Genomic DNA, 16,762 nt, shown 5'->3' on the forward strand with positions numbered 1-16,762 from the left:
GTCACCCCGGACCGATAACGCGGGCCCGCAAGCCGCTGCTTACCGGCTCCCTTCTGTTGTCAACCGGTCGGCTGGAGGCGCTTGGCCGGCTCGGTCTTCCGGGGGCGGCGTGGTGGGGCTTAGCGTCTTGGTGCGGGTCCGGGAAGTGGCTGATCCGAAGTGTCGGTGTGCGGGTGTGAGCCGGCCGCGCTGGATTGAAGTGACGCCCCGCGGTGCCCTCCCGGGCCCGCCTGCACGTCTTCTCCTCGGGCCGTGGCATCCGCGACCAGCTGTCGGAAGATGGCGTCGGAGATCCGTCGCTTGAGGCAGCGAAGGGCTTCCAGGGGCTTCTTGCCCTCGGCTCGCTTGCGTCGGAAGTAGGCCCGGCCGTCGGTGTCGAGGCGGAGTTGGGTGATCGCGGCGATGTGGATGACGTGGTTGACCCGTCGGTTGCCGGCCCGGGACAGTCGGTGCCGGTTCTGCTCCCCGGACGACGCGTCGAGTGGGGCGGTGCCGGTCCAGGACGCGAACCGGTTGCGGTCGGTGAATCGGGCGACGTCGCCGACGTCGGCCAGGACCCGCGCGGCGACGACCGGGCCGATGCCGTGGATGTCTGTTAGGTGCGAGCCTCGGGCCGCAACCATCGCTTTCAGCTCGGCGGTGGCCTTCTTCATCTTCGTCTCGACCGCGACCAGCTCGGTGAGTTCTTCGGCCGCGATCCGGCGGCGGGTCTTCCCGGCGATGTCGCGGGGTCGCACGGACGCCAGCATGCGCTTGCCTTGACCGGTGGTGAGGTCCTTCTTCGCTTGTCCTGGAAGAAGTTCGGCCAGCAGCGCTTGGAGGCGGTCGACGATCTGGACCCGGCGACGGGTCAGCGCCTCGCGGCGTTCGACCAGCAGCCGTAGCGCCTCGAGCTCGCCGTCGACCCGCAGAACGCGCAGGCCTCGGGTGCGGACCGCGACCATGGCGATCGAGTGCGCGTCGTGGGCGTCGGTCTTGCGGTTGTGCCCGGTGTCGAAGAGCCGGACTCGTGCGGCGAGCTTGGCCGGGACGTCGACGACGTGCTCGCCCGACTCCAGCAGCCGCTGCGCCAGTGGACGTCCGACACCGTTGGCTCCTTCGACCGCCCACACCCGCACCGGCCAGGCCTTGGCGTAGGTCCGCATAGCCGCGTAGCCGGTCCGGTCGGTCGTGAACCTGCCTGAGCCGAGCATCCGTTCGTGGTCGTCGACGACCTCGATCGTCGCCGACAGCTTGTGGGGATCGACCCCGATGACGACGTGCTCCATGGGCAACTCCCGCCTTGCTCGTTCCGATGTGGACGGCGAGGTGGGCAGTGCTACTACGAGCTGGGCAGTCCCTTCTTGAGCCACGCCTCGTCACGGCACCCGGCGGGCAGCAGTCCGATAGTGAGCCACACCGATGAGGCTGGTGGGCAGCCCAATAGAGAGCGTCCCGCCGAGCACCTGGACCGAGTCTGGCCAGACGCCGGCCCTGCGGAAAGTCTCTAGTAGCCCACTAAGGGCGCCGACGCACCACTGGGGCCACCCAGCTTCCGGTTGAGCGGAAGCTGGGTGGTCAACATGGTTGGCGCGCATTGAGGGCGGGCCCTGTATCCAGACGCCGAGGTGCTCGATGGCGCGTGGTGCCTCGACAAGCACCTCGCGTCGAAATGCCTACCAGTTGAGCCAGCTGCCGGTCAGGACGTTGAGAACGAGGCTCTCGACATACACGACGGTCTCCTCACGACCTACCGTATATCCGGTTGGGTGGCCGCACAGGTTTCGAGTGTTGAGGCGAGTGATCAGTGTCGCTCGTGCGTTCCGGTTTATCATTCCCGAGTCTTCGGCAAGCTGAAGGAATTGCGCCTCACCGAGGTACAGGAAGTCGTCCACCTTTCTTATCTCTCGATAGTTCTTGTTTTTGCCGTATCGTTTTACGTTGACTGCCTCGAACGCCTTAATCCCACCGTGGTGACCCCTTACGACGCCGTACATGTGCTGGACGGTGGCCGCCCAGACCATAAGGATTGCGCCTCGGTACATGCCTCCCTCGTAGCAGTCGACGGCCTCGTCGAGGTAGGCCCGATACTCGGGCGGCGCTTGGTCTGCCGCATCGCGAAGGGACGACAAGGCATGGACGGGGGATTCTTTGGCGGAGTCTGTGACGGGGATCGCATATTCGGCCTGGAAGGCTCGGAGGCGGTCAAGGCGCTCAAGGAGCGGACCGACTTCACCTGACGCCGTCGTCATCTTCAATCTTTGGTGTGTTGAGGACGTATTTCCTCATGTTTCGGAATATCTCGCGGACGGTGTCTGGCGTGGCATCCGCTGCAATGTGAATCTCAAGGTTCACATGGATGTTCGGACTCGTTTGTAGGTTGGCAGCGGGTGGGGACACTGGTGGAGTAGCGCCGACGCCAACAGGCGGAGGGTCGGCAAGCGCGACAGGAGGAGTTGGCGGCTGCTCCACATCATCCCCGCTGGTCGACTCAACTTCCGGCGCTGCCGTCGTCGGCCCAAGGGTGAAAGCAGAGATCGCAGACGCGTCACCCTTCAAGTAGGTGTCAGGGCGGTTGTTGCCGGCTCTGACGAAGGTTCCCAAACCTGCTCCAGCTGCCAAGCGCAGGAAGAATACGGCGGCGTCGGTGAGCGCGGCACCCTTCGCGCCCTGAATTTGGCCCTCGTGCTTGTCGTGCCAGTAGTTCGCCACGTCGGTGCGGGTCGGCTCTGGCTTCCCGTTGTAGTGCATCCAGTGAACAGTGTCGACATACAACTGGACGGTGCCGAGCTGATCCCTCAGGACGGCGGCCTTATCGGCACTCTCCGTCGAGCGAATGTATTTCCACCCAGCATCACTAACTTTGATGTTGGTGTTGTCTCGCTCGATGAGTCCGATCGTGCGCATAGCCTCCAACTTGCGGTTGTCGGTGGCCTTAGTGGGCAGTGTCTTTCGGATCTTCTCCAAGGGCACCCATCCGACCTGTGTCTTCATGTAGGCCAGCAGGGTGTCGAAGTCCTCGAGTGTCGTCTTGAGCGGCAGCATTGATGATCCCCCTTCGCGAGTCGGAACCATGCTGCACCCGGAGCGCCGATTGAGGTGGCGGATTCCGTGAAATCGACTTTCCGGACACAAGCCACATCAGGACTCCCTTCCGGGGGAAGGCGGCGCCGTGGCTTGAGCGCTTGACTACCTTAGGACGTAGGTCAGGCGCGGATCTCGAGGGCTCGGAGGCTAATGCACGGATCGTCCAGCTAGGCGGCAGAGCCAGGTTGTACGGTCCGGCAAGTCTCGGACGGCGACCCTGGTCCCGAGGCGTCCACGGCGGCTAGGCGCATCGCAGAGCGTGCCGATGAACATTCGTGCAGGATGAACCAATGGGCGTCGCAGGGTTTGAGGAGAAGACCTACGAGGTGGCCTACTGCATTGAACTTGCTCTCGGGGTCGGCACCAGCCGCATCGTTTATTCGCCAGGACAGGTGCTCGAGAAACTCCTGGGTTTCGACGCCGCCGGCAACCCGGACCCGGACCACGTGATTTGGCGGGTGCTGGCTCTGCCGCGACCACCAGCCGTACAACTCGTGCCTCCACTATGGGGGGCCGCAAAGGCGCTTCAGCCGCCGGCAGCGGCTCTTCCTTTGTACCCCATCAGCCTGTTCCTGCAGTTTAAGCGACCCGAGTACCTACGGGGGCCAGCCGCAAAGCAGTGGAAGATGTGGCGCCATCCCTACTACCGATTCCAGCGAACGACGGAACAGCAGCGGGTTCTCGGTCGGCTTGAGCGACGTTTAGGTGGACAGGCGATCGTTCGCTATGCCGCTCCCGCCTTCTCTACGCTCGGAGACCTCGAAACTGCCCAGCTGACGAGTTCGGTGATTACCCAGTCCGGACACGTCCCCCCGGCCCGTCTAGTGCGTCATCTCTGGTGGACGTATGACTCGCCCGGCAATCTTGGGCGTGCAAACCCTAACGGGAAACCGACATTGTTTGAGACCTTCGACGTCTTGCTAGAGGAAGCGCTAGGTCGTTCCACCGCTGGAAGGGAGTTGCAGCCCTACCCGACGGAACCGCTCGCGGGGATGGGCGAACACCTGCTGACGACGGCGGCCGCTTGTCGCGAACGCGAACCGCGACTTCGGCGCGACGTGGACTTGTGGGCCCGCCAGCTTGAGGGGCTCAACCTCAATTCGCAGACAGTAGATTCCTTGCGGGCGTTGGCGTCCATTCAGTCCCTTATGGCACAAACCAGAAGCGTGTGGTGGGTGACAGGTGTTTAGATGCCGCGTAGAGGCAAGGCTCGGCGTCCGTCTGTGCTACGTAGGCACGCTCTTCGCCGAGTGAAGAGGGCGAGCAGGCTGCCTGACAGTATCGACTAGGTGCTCTGGCCTTTCCCTCACTGAACGAACGCTGCAGAACCCCAAGACGAAAGGCTTTCGAAGTCTTCGGGCTTGTCGTCAAGCAGTCGGACCAAACGCTGGGAGATCGTCGCGACTTGATCCCGGAGTACGCGCGACTCGCCGCCGACCAGGCTCATCATCGACTGGTACGCCTCGAAGAAGGATGGAGCCCTCGTAAGCGACGTCGCCAGAACTCCCGCGAACAATAGGGCCGTGGTCGACGACGCGACCGGCCATTGATGGCTGATGACTGCCTGGTTTGCAGAGGCTGCTACGGCAGCCAAGCCCATCTCGCCTATCCCGCCGGTTTGAGCGGTCACTGCTCCATCACAGGCGTTCAGAACGAGCAACCGTCGCATCACCGATGCCGGCGGTTGAAGGTCGTTGAGTCGAACTTGTTCCGTCCTGGAGAGATGCAAGTGAGCGTTGTCCGGCTGGAGCCCGTCGTAGATGCCGTGTGTTCCAACCCAGATCAGATCGAAGTCCTGCGAGTTGTAGTCGTCGAGGAAGCGGGCGCGAGTCATCTCTCCTTCGGTCCTGAGGGTCAACCGGACGTCTGCGGCGGACAGCGATGCTACGAGGATCTCCTGCTCGATGGGACTGAACAAGGATCCTCCCAAGTAGAGAAGAGCATTGCGGATGCGCCGATCGGGTGCTGGTTGTTGGAGGCTCATCCAGAGCGGAAGTGTCGAGCCATGTTTACGCGTCATTAGCGCCTGGACGGGAGCTTGAAGTGTCGGCAAGAGAAGCAGCGACGTTGGGGGCATCGTCGCAGCAGCGCGCGCTTGTCCTGCTGCTCCAAGGTTGAGAAACGCCTCGGCGCTCGTTTGGTAGTGCGCCTCCAGATCACCGTCTGGAATACCCCGTCCGCGGGGCCCCACGTGAAGCGCCATCCCAGGGCTGGTGGGGACGGCGACGGTATTTCCGAGGTATGCGTTAGCAGCCGTCTGAAAGTCGACAAGGGAGATCCCGGTGGCCGCCTCTTGGGGTTTGCCACCCTCGGCGACCCATGTGACGCCGCCCGGGCTGGCCAGCATCCCCACGAGTGTCTGCGTTCCTTCAAAGATGTTGTCTGCTAGGCCACGCCATGCGCGCAATAGGCGAACGGCAGGCTCCACCCGACCATCGAGGAGAAGAGTCCGAATTGGGACGTTCACCAGGGAGTGCCTCGTCCCTCGCGCCCAGGCCATCCCGGCGATCGTCCCCTGAATGGCCTCGAACTGCCGGTGGTGGTCAAGAGCGAGCTCGATGAAGGTGTCGATCTGGTCGGCGAGCTCGCCCGGCTTTCCAGTGAACACGTTGCCAAGCGCACCGAGCCTGTCCGTGGAGCTGAGGTTTGACCCAAACTCGTCGAGGAGTTGCCGAGAACGCTGAGTCTGGTCTTGACCGGTGACGGTGCCGACGCAGAGCGCGAGTGGTCTGAGTGCCTGAAGCCGGATGGCCGGTGCCAGTGCTTGATTGTCCGCGATAGTGGCAAAGAAGCCACCGATCCTTTTGAGCTCGGCCGCAACAGTGGTGTCGAGAGATCGGTTGCCAGCCCAACTCAGAAGAACTGCAGCCAGATCCAAGTCAGCGCGGGCAAGACCGTGGACAGCGATTGCGAGGGTCGAGGCAAGTAGCTGATCCGCCACCGAAGGCAGACCGGCAGTGAGCCAGTCGTACTGGTACAGCGTGAGCAGCCAAGGCCGCACAATCTCATCTGTGGCGTCGTCCAAATGCGACGTCGCAGCCGAGGCGAGCCAGTGGAAGTTGATCTCGTGCTCACCCTCGAGATCCCATGAGGTGGTTAGCGACCAGAGCAACCAGTCGTATGCGATATTGACCCGTCCGCTTACTACGCCGACGCGGGCTGGTCCCAAAGCTGTCGCAAGAAGTAGGGCGTGCAGATCGGCACTTGCTATCGGTGGCGACTCCTGGGCGGCAAGGCCAAGTAGGTCGATGCGTAGCGCGCGAGCCGTGCGGAGTAGGGCATCGAAACCCTCGTCTTGAGAGGTGTTCTCCAAGAAGATGATGGTGTTATAGAGATCCCGAACCCCGTCGGCGGTCCCAGGGTCAGCCTCCCTATCCCAGATGCCAGGATCAACGTCTAGCGCCACCGATGCGGCTGGGAAGAGTGCCCGAAGGGGCGTCCGTGCGAGCATGGTTCACTCTGGCACGCCGCTCGCGGCCGCGATCCCTGCGGTGCGTCATACCGCCGCCTGTCGGCCGCGACGCACCGTCCTCTCATGCCGATCTGCGGACGGCTCGTTCCACGCGGCGGGTTCGGCGCGGGCTGAAGCTATGGCTCGGCACGTCGCCGTCCCTCGTACTTCTGAAGCACCTTCGTTGCCCAAATCACCAGGCCCAACCACACGGCCATCGACGCGAAGATGCCGATACCCATCCCGATTGCCGGGTCACCGGTCAACAGCCAACCGAGGATGCCACCGACTGCAGCACCCGCAACACAGATCGCAAAGGCGTAGCTGTAGTAACTCCCGTACGTCGTCAGGTCAGTGAACCGAGCGAGAGTTCTGTGGCTTGGTGCGCGCATCTCCCAAGTGTGCGCCACTGGCCCTGATCACCGTCCGGACATGCCGCGTATCGAGCGCGGCGCCAAGCCTGCTGAGACGGCAGGTTTACTTCAGAAGTCGTTGTCCGTGAGGCCAAGTTCGACCCACTTCTCGGCAGCCTCGTCAGCGGGCAGCCAGGCAAACTCGTAGCGGCGCGGCGGACCTTGCTCCGTGTCCTTGATGGTCCTGCCGAACCAGCCCCGGCGCTCCTTGAGTGTGCCCTGCTCGTGGTGGTCGAAGTAGCCAGCATCCAGTTCGCTCACCGTGGACCAGTGCGGGCCGTAGTCCTCGAAGGAGCGCTCCTTCGTCCCGTCCGGCCAGACAACCACGAACCACGGCCAGGGTGCACGACCCGGGAACTTGATCTCTCCGACGACGCTGGCGAGGTAGCCGCGGACTTCGCCGCTGACCCTGAGGGTTCCGACGCCTCGGTCGTAGGCCCGGAGTGTCGGGTCAGGCAACTCGTAGCGCTGCATGTCGCTGAGCATGCCACTCGGATTCGCCCGACCATGCCGCGACCCGGTCGTGCCGATGAGCGCGGTGGCGAGACAGTGGCAGGACGGCCTACCCGCCTCGCGATCACGCGGCCTCGTTGGTTTAGCCAGACCCACTGAGGCGGTCGCGGTGCCACTGGACCGACGCAAGTGTCGGAGTCGGTAGGAAGATGCGTTGTGGTGAGGCCGCGATGCTTTCCAGGAGGTGCAGTAGCTCCTCGCGCGTCTGTGCTGAGCTCGACCCGGCTGCGATGGGAGGAATGGCGTCTCGGGCCGTGCCCAGCCGGGTCAGCATGTCGAGAAGGCCAGCCTGCTCTGGCTCGTCCAGACGGGATTCAAGGAGCTCAACGTCCAGCCTGTCAAGCATGGCGTGAGAGTCAGTCCGCTCGAATCCAAACCTGAGTGGGGACCGCCACGAGTGCCGCGGAGAACGAACGCTCGTCCGAGTCATGGGAACTCCGCCTTCGCGCGCACCACGGGTCGCCTGTAGGAGCGCTGATAGGTACTCGTCAACGCTGAACTCGAACGTCGGGATGGACCCGATCGGTTCTAAGGGTTCGTGGTAGTTGTCCCACGCCCAGTTCGACCAACGAACCATGCTCTGGTTGGTCTCCAGCTGGACAGTCAGGGCACCGCAAAGCAAATCCCCGCACGGGCACACCATGATCGGGATCCGCTCCGTGTCGGTCAGCCAGTCCTCGAATCGACGCTGTCCCTGCAGTACCTCGCGTGCCCCTGACGGATCGACCTCGAAGACAGTTACGTAGGACTCTGGCTCTACGGCGTCGCCGGCCTGTTCTAGCAGCGAACTCAAAGGCTGACTATCCAGCAGGAACTCGACACGTCGCACGACGTGTCGGAGGTCCGCGCTGCCATCGGACTCATTCCACACGGACAGCCCTGAGGACACAGCGATCGAGTTCACAACCGCATTCTCCACTGCTGCCACCTGCCGGTAGTGAAGCCCCTCGAGCACCATCGCCTAACCCGCACGCTCATGCCGCGAAGCGCGCCGTAACGCGCTCAGCGACGCGAGACCGACTTTCGTGGAACATTGGCTGCGCTCGCGGCCGAACGTACGCCCCAGAGCAGCGCCGCGAACGGGACTACCACGCTGAGTAGCGCGCCTGCGGCGGCCGAGGAACTGTGGGTGATCTGGTCCCATTCGGCCATAGCCCTGCCGACGGTGGAGACCACGAGGAAGGCGAGGACAACCAGCACGACTCGGGTACCCGACGGCGTGGCCCGAGCCCGACCGATCCACTTTTCCTTCACGCGGGGAGCCTAGCCGTGCCGATGCATCGCTCGGAGTGGAACGTCCGCATCTGCCGCTCTGCGCGCGATCAGGCGCACGCTACTGCCGCCGGTCGTGCCTATGACGGCACCCCTGCGGGGCCGTCTTAGCGTGGTCGATCGCTGGGCCGAGCGGCCGGTGACGAGGTTCGAGCGCAAGGGGACTGCCGCCGGCCGCGGCATCGCCGACCTGCGATACCGACGGACAGCCTGACCGACCGGGCGCAGCGCGGATGGGGCAGGTCAGCCGCCCGCAGCGATGTTGACCAGCCACGAGGTCCCGAACCGGTCGACGCACATCCCGAACTCGTCGCCCCACGGCTGGGTGGCCAGCTCGACCGTCACGGTCCCTCCGTCCGACAGCGCCTGCCAGTAGCCGCGCAGTTCCTCGGTGTCGTCCCCGCCGAGGCTGACCGCGAGGTTGTTCCCGGGCCGCAACGTCTCGCCCGGCAGCATGTCGGCGGCCATCAGCGTGAGGCCAAACGCCGTTTCCAGCTGGCCGTGCATGATCTGGTCGCCAATGCCGTGGTCGTCGGTGCCGAAGTCGCCGAAGTGGTTGATCGTGAGATCGCCGCCGAACACGTCCTGGTAGAACGCCAGGGCGGCCGAGGCATCACCCGCGAAGCTCAGGTAGGGGTTCAGTCGAGTGGTCATGGACCGACGATAGAGGGCTCATCCCAATCGAGGGTGTAGGTGGGGGGTCTGAAGCCGCCGGTCTCGACGGCACCAGCCGTCCGGTTCGACGACCCGGCACGCGAGGACTGCACGAACCGCCCGATCATGCCGCGATCTGCGTGAGTCTTTCCGCCGCGTGCTGGGCACCGGGCCGAGAGATCCCCAGTCTGGTTGCTCAAGAGTAGACAGAGTCAAACCTTGTCCTCGGGTAGCAAGGCTCCCACCGTCGCCAGAGTGGCCAAGAGCACGATCACCGACGTCTCGCTGCCTACGAACCACGCCATCCAAGTTGAGGGTTCATCCACGGCCAGCGCCAATAGACCGACGACAATCGCCGGGAAGGTGAGCACAAGAAAGGACAAGGCAACGTATCCCCATGCGCGCTCGGGTCCTCGATCATCCGCTAGGGCCGCCCAAAGTCCTCGACGCACTCGACCCTCGCTCCTTCGCGCCTCAAAAGCGAAGACGAGGTAGGCGAAGGTCATAACGCCGATTGCTGTGGCGAAGAAGTCATGCCCAACCACGGAACGACTCTCTTCCCACGCCCTATGGCGCGTCAAGGTGCGACATGTCGTGGCGTAGCTGGACCTCCAGGGTGAGCGCCCTCCGGGGGCTAACCCTCGGCCAGTCAAGGTGCGTCACTTCGCCGCGATCGGGTCGCGGAGCTCCCTCTTGGTTTGCCGGGACATGCCGAGAGCCGGACGCATCGCTCGGCCTGGGGTTTCAGGACCTATGGCTCTGTCGCGGGTGACGTGCCGACGAGCATCGTCGGGACAAGGAAGCGGCTTGGGCTTACGGGCCGCGGAGAGGTCATCGTGTTTAGCATCCGGAACGTCGGCGGAGTCTCACTCTTCCTTTTCGGTACGACATTCTTGTGGTTGACACCAATGTTCACTGCGGCCGACGTCGACACCGCCGGTGCGGCGTGGACGGCAGTCACCATCCTGGCGGCAGTGACCATCATCGGTTTCACGGTGGCCACGTGGGGACTGTTCCAGCGCACCGAATGGTGGGAGCCGCTAGGCGTCGCGTGTGCCGTCGCCGGTCTGGTCACGCTGGTCCCGTACTGGATGGCAGCGGACGCCTCCGGAGTCGCGAACCCGGGCTTTGACGTGGTCATCCACGCAGCTGGCAGCTTCGCTGTCCTCCTTCTGTTGCGCCTCCCGCGGCTCGAGCGCTGGGTACATGGACATGTCGTCGCAACCGGCCACTGAGATGAGGGACGACTGGGTCGACCTGTACTGGCTGCCCCTGGGCGCGGGCGGTCACTGCGTACGTTGGAACGGGCGCATCTACGAGACGGTGGCTGCGGCCCGGCAGCATCGGTCACGGTGCGACCTGTACCACTCGGCTCTGCGGATCCGCTCGGACGGCACGACGTACGCCGTCGAGATGGGGCCCGTTTGGAACCTACCGACGACCGCTCGCGGCATAGTCTGCGAAGGCCCCGTAGGAACGCGCGCCCTCGGCAGGTTTAGGGCCTTCCGCTACGAGGTCCGCTGTTGGCCAGGGGGCAGCATCCCGGACCTCGACGAGGCTGTCGGTGAGCCACAGCGCGTGAGCGATGATCCGGTCCAGGTGCGCGCACTGCTGCACACGATCCCGCAGGTTCCACCACTGACGTGGGGACGCGACGAACTGGGCACCGGTGACATGTGGAACTCCAACTCGCTTGTGTCGTGGGCGCTGGCGAGGACGGCCCACGACATGCGAGCAATAGCGCCACCACCGAATGGGCAGGCGCCTGGCTGGATCGCTGGACTACGGCTCGCGAGTCGGCAGGCAACGCACAACGCGCCCAGCCGCCCCAGGTAAACCCACAACGTCATCGAAAGGCGGCTCATCACCGCAGGGCCGGCCGCGCACATCTGTCGCGACCAGGATGGTGCGTCATTTCGCCGCGAGTCGGATCGCCGCGACGTCCGCTCATGCCCATGAGCGGTCGTGTCACTTCGGCTCGCCCAGATTGACGCATCTTTGTATCGGGGCTGCCGCGTGGCGGGAACGGTTCCTAGGCAGCGCGGACCTTCCTGGGCATCAGAACCAGCCGTACCCCGGTCACCAGCAGCCACACGAGCCAGGCGGCGTAGCCGAGCAGCCCCACGAACAGGATCGGCGAGCCGTCAGCGATCGCGAGGTTGGCCACCCCGGCGGCGATCAGCAGGCCTCCCCCGGCCACGCCGAGCACACGCTGCCACGGCGGCGCCAGCCGACTCGCATGCGCCGCTAGCGCAGCGCCGATGAAGGTGGTGCCCAGCGCCGACAGCGCCAGAGCGAATGCTCCTGCATGCAGCTGCCAGACGAGCTGGAACAGCGGGCTCGGCTCGGCGAGCTCGCGGGCGGACAATACGACTCCGTTCCACAGAACGGCGTAGAGCGCGAAGACCGCCGCGGTAGTCGCGCCCGCGGCCACCGCAAGGCGCGACCAGTCGGCGCCCGCACCCCCGCGACGCCCGACCAGCCCGTGGAGACCGCTCAGGAACACGAGCAGCAGCGGCAGGTTCAGCGCCTCTGAGCCGACCGCGATCGCGACCACGTCCCGGTTCTGCTGGTGCCAGGCGAGCACGTCCTTGATCGGGTCCCCGTAGCCGGGCGCTCCGGCCCAACCAAACATCACGTTCTGGATGACCAACGACGCTACCAACGCGATCGCCGCCGCGCCCACGACCGGCTCCCCGAACGCAGGGGTCGGGATCGGCCCCCTCGTGGCCACTGCCGCGCTCGCAGGCACATGCTGGGACTCCACAGCTTTTGCGCTTTTGTGCGGCGATCTCATCTCTTACTCCTTCGGGCCGTCAGCGGAACCTTGTTCACGGCCACAGCATGCTCTTGTGTAGCCGCGATCAACATCGGGGATCACCCCGATCCACGCCCTGGCCTACCCTGGCGCTGCTGTGGCGCTACTAAAGGCTGACTCGGGAAACGCACTCATCTGCCGCAGTCCGGGTGGTGCGTCATTCCGCCGCGTGCCGACCAATCTGTCCGCGCCGGATGCGGGCGTCCATCAATCAATTGAGGCGACGCGCGGGCTGGAAGACTGCCGACATGGTGGCACCGTTCATCCAGCAGAGTGATTTGGCCCGGATGGTGTTTGGCATCAGCCTCGGTGCGTTCGCCATGGGTGAGTTGTCGCAGGCGGTGAAGTGGCGTCGCAGCGCCTCACGAGCGGACCTTGGTGGCGAAGTTGTGTTCCGCGTCGTCTTCTTCACGGGCATCCTGATGCTGCCGCTGGCTCAGTCGCTCGCGCCGAACGCCGTGCTGGATGGCCCCTGGGCCTTCGCGGTGGGCGCCGCCATCGGATGGCTCGGCCTGCTGCTGCGCTGGTGGTCCTTCGTCACGTTGGGCAAGTACTTCACCACCGTCGTCATGACCTCTTCCGATCAGGTCGTCGTCAGTCGGGGCCCCTATGCGGTGTTGAGGCATCCCAGCTACACCGGCCTGCTAGCGGCGTTCCTCGGCGCTAGCTTGATGTACGGCAACTGGGTGGGGACGGGTGCGTCGTTCCTTTCGATCCTGTTCGCTGTGGTCTATCGCCTCCTGCGAGAGGAGCGGACGATGGCGTACGCACTGGGAGAGGCCTACTCGGACTTCGCCAAGAACCGCGCTCGGCTGGTCCCCTTCGTGTGGTGAGTGGCCCAATCCTGGAAAGCGTCAACTGAGCGAGAGCGCTCGCGAGCCAGTGCATGCGGGCCAGTCTCGACCGTGACGACCAAACGCTGCATTGAGCCTGAGGATCAGGGCGCGTCCTTTCGTCGCGACTGCTTATTCGAGGTCGCTCGGAGCGCGTTTGGCCTTGAGCCATGGCGGAGTTCGACTCTTCGATCGTGAGGTCAAGTGCCAAGCTCTGCAGAGGCTGCACCAGTAGGACCCCGTCGGTACCTTTCGTCCGAGTGACCGGCAGGACTCTTGGATCACGTGTAGGGCGCGCTCCGCGGCCCGTTGGTTGGGATAGGACTTCTTTGAGCAGTCGAGCATCGCGACCGTTCCTCAGGGCCCGTGCTCAACTGGCTATATCCAGTCCGGCACGTTGGGTTCGCGACTGATGGCGCTCGGCCCGGTTCGGAGCTTGCGTGTCTCCGTCTGACAGAAGCAGGTTACCGACCAACGTGGATCGGCGACCAGCCCTCAGGGGAGTGCAATCACGATGGGTCATTCCGCCGCCTGTCGGGACCACGGGCCGATCGTCACCGAGGGCTCGCTCTGGACGAAGTCGTCTCGACGCACTCTCCCGTGCCGATGTCCGGATGTTCTCGTCGCGGTGCTGACAGAGTGTGTCCATGGCAATAGGGAGGGCAAACAGACGCAGGGACCGGAGGGCCGGGCTCGCGCTGAGTTTGGTTCAGACGCGGAAGCGGTTCTCGACGTGCTCGAGCTGACCGAGTTCGCTTGGCACGACTGCTACGGCGAGGTTTCCCCGCCAGATTCAGTCATTGACGACGTATTCGTTGTGGCCCGAGGAAGTGTGACTGGGTTCGTCCGAGCGGCACGCTTGGCCGTCGAGGACTTCAGAGACTTGCGACTTGCCGCTGACTCCCTGCGGGATTGACGCAGGCTATTGCCTCTGGCAGCGAGTCATACCGCCGCAAGCCGGCTAGACGTTGCATCTTAAGTATGGCGTCAGCGCTGTGAGGTGAGGTTAGATCGGGCATGGACTGGCTGGCCATCCGGGAGGGCTTTAATACCAACGTCGGGAGCGCCATCCTGGGCGGCCTCGTGGTGCTCGTGGGCGTGTTGCTGGAGCGCCGACTGAGCGATAGAACCGACGAACGCCGAGGCCGTCGGCAGGCGGCGTCTCTCTTGGCGCGTGATGTGTTCATGCTGCGCGATGCCGTCCTCTCTCAAAAGGGGGCAAAGGGGAACTTTGACATCTGGCCGCTTCGCAGCCAGATCACGGCGGCCCGGTTCTTCTACAGCAGCGACGAGCTTGACCATCTTGAGGTCTTGGTCGAACGGGCGCGCGAACTCCGTCGTTGGCTCCAGGCAGGGCTTGGGGGGTCCGCTGAGATGCGAGGCACCCGATTGGGTGATGAGTTGGCTGAGACAGCCGAACTGCGAGGCGACGCAGCTCGACAAGTCTTTGGGCGTCACGCGCAGGACGTCATTGACCTGCTGCACGGCGACTGGAACGCCAAGTCTCGCCATGCGTTCGCGCCGCCTCCCTATCCGGACCTAGCAATGTTGGCGGGCGAGGACCCAGATTGGCTTGCGTCTGCCGACATCCATGGCGCAGGGGACTCCGTAACCGGCGGTCCCGATGCTCGGGCAAGCTACTTCGCCAAGAGGCTTGCGCTGCTTCGCAACGGGGCGACGTGGCTTCGAGCTCGCTCAGTCCTCCGAGGCAAGGTCGATCGCTAGGACAGGCGCTGCGTACTGCCAAGCGTTCGAAGGCGCCCAACACGGGTTCGGGTATCGCCCGTCTGTTAGTTCGCTGACCGACCGGGAACCCGCGTCACTTCGCCGCCTTGAGGACGGCTATCGGCGTGGCCGGGGATCGGCAGGCTAGGCCCCCACATGGGCAACCGTGGGAATCGGAAACGCTGTGGCCGGTTTGTCCATCGACAGGTTCTCGGCTGGTGCGTAGCGTCGAATAGGCCCCGCCGAGACTGTCCCGGGCCGCCCCTGCTGGGCCGGGGCGGACCCGGAAAAGCGAGGGCAGCCCCATGAGTTATGGAGTCGTTCACCAGTTCAAAGGCGGCACAAAGGATCAATACGAAGCCTCGATCGCGGCGGTGCACCCGGCCGACGGAAGCCTGCCGGCTGGGCAGGTGTACCACGCGGCTGGCCCCTCCGCAGACGGGTGGACCATCGTTGCCGTGCACGACACGAAGGACAGCTGGGAGACCTTCCGTGACTCGACCCTTATGCCACGTATGCAGCAAGGCATCCCCGGCGGGTTCACCGATCCCCCGCAGGAATCGGTGTTCGAAGTGGTCAACGAAGTCAGGGCACCTGCGCACGCCTGAACTGCACAGGCCGCCACGACCGAAACCCGAGGAAGGTGCCAGAGTCCGCACCGCCGTCCTAGGACCCGGACTGCCAGGAAGTCCGGGTCCTAGGACTCCCGAGCGGGCTCGGCCAGATCCGGCCCGATAGGCGCGTCACTCCGCCGCGAGCGGGTCGCAGCGACGTGCCGCAGCAAGACAGTCCATGTGTTGAGAGAGGCAGCTTGTCCGTGCTCTATATCTGAGCATTTTGAACTCGGCTCAATTCTTGCCGTGCTGTATGTGGTGCAGCGACCTGAATAATTGCTCGTGGGCTTGGTCGTCAAGCGGTATCGGCACATCCTCCCTGGCTCGCTGGCTCGAGCTCAGCCCGCGATTTCCTAATCAGCAGGGCCCGGCGTTTTCGAAGTCGCACAGGAGGCTGACGGGCAGAATGAGCCCCATCACAATGGCTGCGAGAGAGACGGCTATCGCCGATGATGCGATCAACAAATGGTTGTGGCTGCGACGGTTGACGCGAACCGCCGACACGGCCACACCCATCGCCAAGGCGCCCATGACGGCCGCGGCGATGCCAAAGTCTTCAATGCTCATGCCTGCGTCGGCGAAGAGCGGGCCGTCCCAACCGAAAGCGATGGCGGCTGGCATCGTCGAAGCGGCCAATATGGCAAGGGCGAGGGCAGCGACCGAGCGTTCCAGTTGGACGTGCGTTCCGCTCATCTAGCGAGTGTAAGGCGGCCAGCCGCCACGAGCGCCGGCCCTGCCGGCAGGGTGCCTGTGACGTGGGAGTAGCCGGAGGGGACGAGGCAGTCGGCAGGAACAGCCGCCCACCTTTGGCTGGCTCAGCAACGCACCCATCCACTTCGCGTCATAACGCCGCCTTGGCTCGTCGCGGGTCATGAACCCCTGAGTGTCTTCTCACGACGATGGGCGATTTAGGTCAGGACCGAGTCAGGTCGGCGTACTCATCCTGAAGGATGCCATCGTTGACCCATCCGTCGGCCCGCGCGCCGTGCTCGATGCTCGCGGCAAGGGCCTCGGCGCCCCCTGCAAACCTGGCGAGCACCGCCCCTTCACCCGGCTCCTCGTCCGGGTCGACGGGAGGGAACTCGTACAGATCCAGGAAGGCGGCACTCCCCAAGTCGCGCACGCGGTGCCGAACCAACGCGACGCCTGACGACTGTGGCGACAGTCGAAGCCACTCGATGCCCATGTGGTCGGTCGTCGACTGAACTAGCAACTGCTCGATGGGGCGCCCTCGATCGAGCGCCCCCAAGGCCTGCTCCTCGGTCAGGTGCCTCATGGGTACATCATGGCCCGAACGCCCGAACCTGCTGCGATGCGTGCGGCGATCCTCACAGTCTTTCCGCCGCGTGGGGTGCGGCCCGGATCGCCCACCAACTCTCCATTGGGCAGGCCGCGGCATCAAA

17 protein-coding genes are annotated in these 16,762 nt (G+C 64.5%); 5 read left to right on the forward strand and 12 right to left on the reverse strand.

The genetic code is table 11. The features are described 5' to 3' along the window. Window positions 1-119: 119 nt before the first annotated feature. The 3 genes from ACXJKD_RS02460 to ACXJKD_RS02470 all read right to left on the reverse strand — a co-directional run bounded on the left by ACXJKD_RS02460 (window position 120) and on the right by ACXJKD_RS02470 (window position 3,024). Entirely contained in the window at window positions 120-1,268 is a 1,149-nt protein-coding gene (locus tag ACXJKD_RS02460) for an IS110 family RNA-guided transposase (protein WP_457252740.1), read from the reverse strand. Window positions 1,269-1,655: 387 nt separating this feature from the next. Next, entirely contained in the window at window positions 1,656-2,231 is a 576-nt protein-coding gene (locus ACXJKD_RS02465) for a hypothetical protein (RefSeq protein WP_457252741.1), read from the reverse strand. Further along, on the reverse strand, window positions 2,212-3,024 hold the full coding sequence (locus tag ACXJKD_RS02470; protein WP_457252742.1) for a hypothetical protein: 813 nt from the start codon (window positions 3,022-3,024) through the stop codon (window positions 2,212-2,214). Before ACXJKD_RS02470 ends, ACXJKD_RS02465 begins: the two co-directional genes overlap by 20 nt. 332 nt (window positions 3,025-3,356) lie before the next feature. Between ACXJKD_RS02470 and ACXJKD_RS02475 the strand changes: the two genes are divergently transcribed. After that, window positions 3,357-4,256: a hypothetical protein gene (locus ACXJKD_RS02475; protein ID WP_457252743.1), complete on the forward strand. Its 900-nt coding sequence runs from the start codon at window positions 3,357-3,359 to the stop codon at window positions 4,254-4,256. Window positions 4,257-4,372: 116 nt separating this feature from the next. Here the strand turns inward: ACXJKD_RS02475 and ACXJKD_RS02480 are convergent, their stop codons facing one another. The 6 genes from ACXJKD_RS02480 to ACXJKD_RS02505 form a co-directional block, all read right to left on the reverse strand. Next, the gene (locus ACXJKD_RS02480; protein ID WP_457252744.1) at window positions 4,373-6,517 is read right to left on the reverse strand and encodes a CHAT domain-containing protein; all 2,145 of its coding nucleotides are present in this window, start codon (window positions 6,515-6,517) and stop codon (window positions 4,373-4,375) included. Window positions 6,518-6,999: 482 nt separating this feature from the next. Then, window positions 7,000-7,404, reverse strand: a complete 405-nt coding sequence (locus ACXJKD_RS02485) for a hypothetical protein (RefSeq protein WP_457252745.1) — start codon at window positions 7,402-7,404, stop codon at window positions 7,000-7,002. A gap of 121 nt (window positions 7,405-7,525) precedes the next feature. Next, window positions 7,526-8,401, reverse strand: coding sequence for a hypothetical protein (locus ACXJKD_RS02490; RefSeq protein WP_457252746.1), 876 nt, complete (start codon window positions 8,399-8,401; stop codon window positions 7,526-7,528). 44 nt (window positions 8,402-8,445) lie between these two features. After that, a complete protein-coding gene (locus tag ACXJKD_RS02495; RefSeq protein WP_457252747.1) occupies window positions 8,446-8,697 on the reverse strand; it encodes a hypothetical protein in 252 nt (83 codons plus the stop codon). 261 nt (window positions 8,698-8,958) lie between these two features. Further along, entirely contained in the window at window positions 8,959-9,369 is a 411-nt protein-coding gene (locus ACXJKD_RS02500; protein WP_457252748.1) for a VOC family protein, read from the reverse strand. A gap of 212 nt (window positions 9,370-9,581) precedes the next feature. Beyond that, window positions 9,582-9,914 (reverse strand): hypothetical protein, encoded by a 333-nt coding sequence (locus ACXJKD_RS02505; RefSeq protein WP_457252749.1) that lies wholly within the window; start codon window positions 9,912-9,914, stop codon window positions 9,582-9,584. Window positions 9,915-10,142: 228 nt separating this feature from the next. Here ACXJKD_RS02505 and ACXJKD_RS02510 point away from each other — a divergent pair, with 228 nt between their 5' ends. Then, window positions 10,143-10,604 carry a hypothetical protein gene (locus ACXJKD_RS02510; protein WP_457252750.1) on the forward strand — a complete coding sequence of 154 codons (462 nt, stop codon included), beginning with the start codon at window positions 10,143-10,145 and terminating at the stop codon, window positions 10,602-10,604. Between the two features lie 797 nt (window positions 10,605-11,401). Here ACXJKD_RS02510 and ACXJKD_RS02515 read toward each other — a convergent pair. Next, complete coding sequence (locus ACXJKD_RS02515; protein WP_457252751.1) at window positions 11,402-12,103, reverse strand: DUF4386 family protein; 702 nt, start codon at window positions 12,101-12,103, stop codon at window positions 11,402-11,404. Between the two features lie 332 nt (window positions 12,104-12,435). Here ACXJKD_RS02515 and ACXJKD_RS02520 point away from each other — a divergent pair, with 332 nt between their 5' ends. From ACXJKD_RS02520 to ACXJKD_RS02530, 3 genes are all read left to right on the forward strand, one after another. After that, a complete protein-coding gene (locus ACXJKD_RS02520) occupies window positions 12,436-13,020 on the forward strand; it encodes a methyltransferase family protein (RefSeq protein ID WP_457252752.1) in 585 nt (194 codons plus the stop codon). Window positions 13,021-14,037: 1,017 nt separating this feature from the next. After that, a complete protein-coding gene (locus ACXJKD_RS02525) occupies window positions 14,038-14,745 on the forward strand; it encodes a hypothetical protein (RefSeq protein WP_457252753.1) in 708 nt (235 codons plus the stop codon). Window positions 14,746-15,050: 305 nt separating this feature from the next. Further along, complete coding sequence (locus ACXJKD_RS02530) at window positions 15,051-15,353, forward strand: hypothetical protein (protein ID WP_457252754.1); 303 nt, start codon at window positions 15,051-15,053, stop codon at window positions 15,351-15,353. A gap of 363 nt (window positions 15,354-15,716) precedes the next feature. Here ACXJKD_RS02530 and ACXJKD_RS02535 read toward each other — a convergent pair whose 3' ends face one another. After that, a complete protein-coding gene (locus tag ACXJKD_RS02535) occupies window positions 15,717-16,052 on the reverse strand; it encodes a hypothetical protein (RefSeq protein ID WP_457252755.1) in 336 nt (111 codons plus the stop codon). 220 nt (window positions 16,053-16,272) lie between these two features. Beyond that, window positions 16,273-16,635, reverse strand: a complete 363-nt coding sequence (locus tag ACXJKD_RS02540) for a hypothetical protein (protein ID WP_457252756.1) — start codon at window positions 16,633-16,635, stop codon at window positions 16,273-16,275. Window positions 16,636-16,762: the final 127 nt, after the last annotated feature.

The organism is Pedococcus sp. P5_B7, from assembly GCF_054049895.1.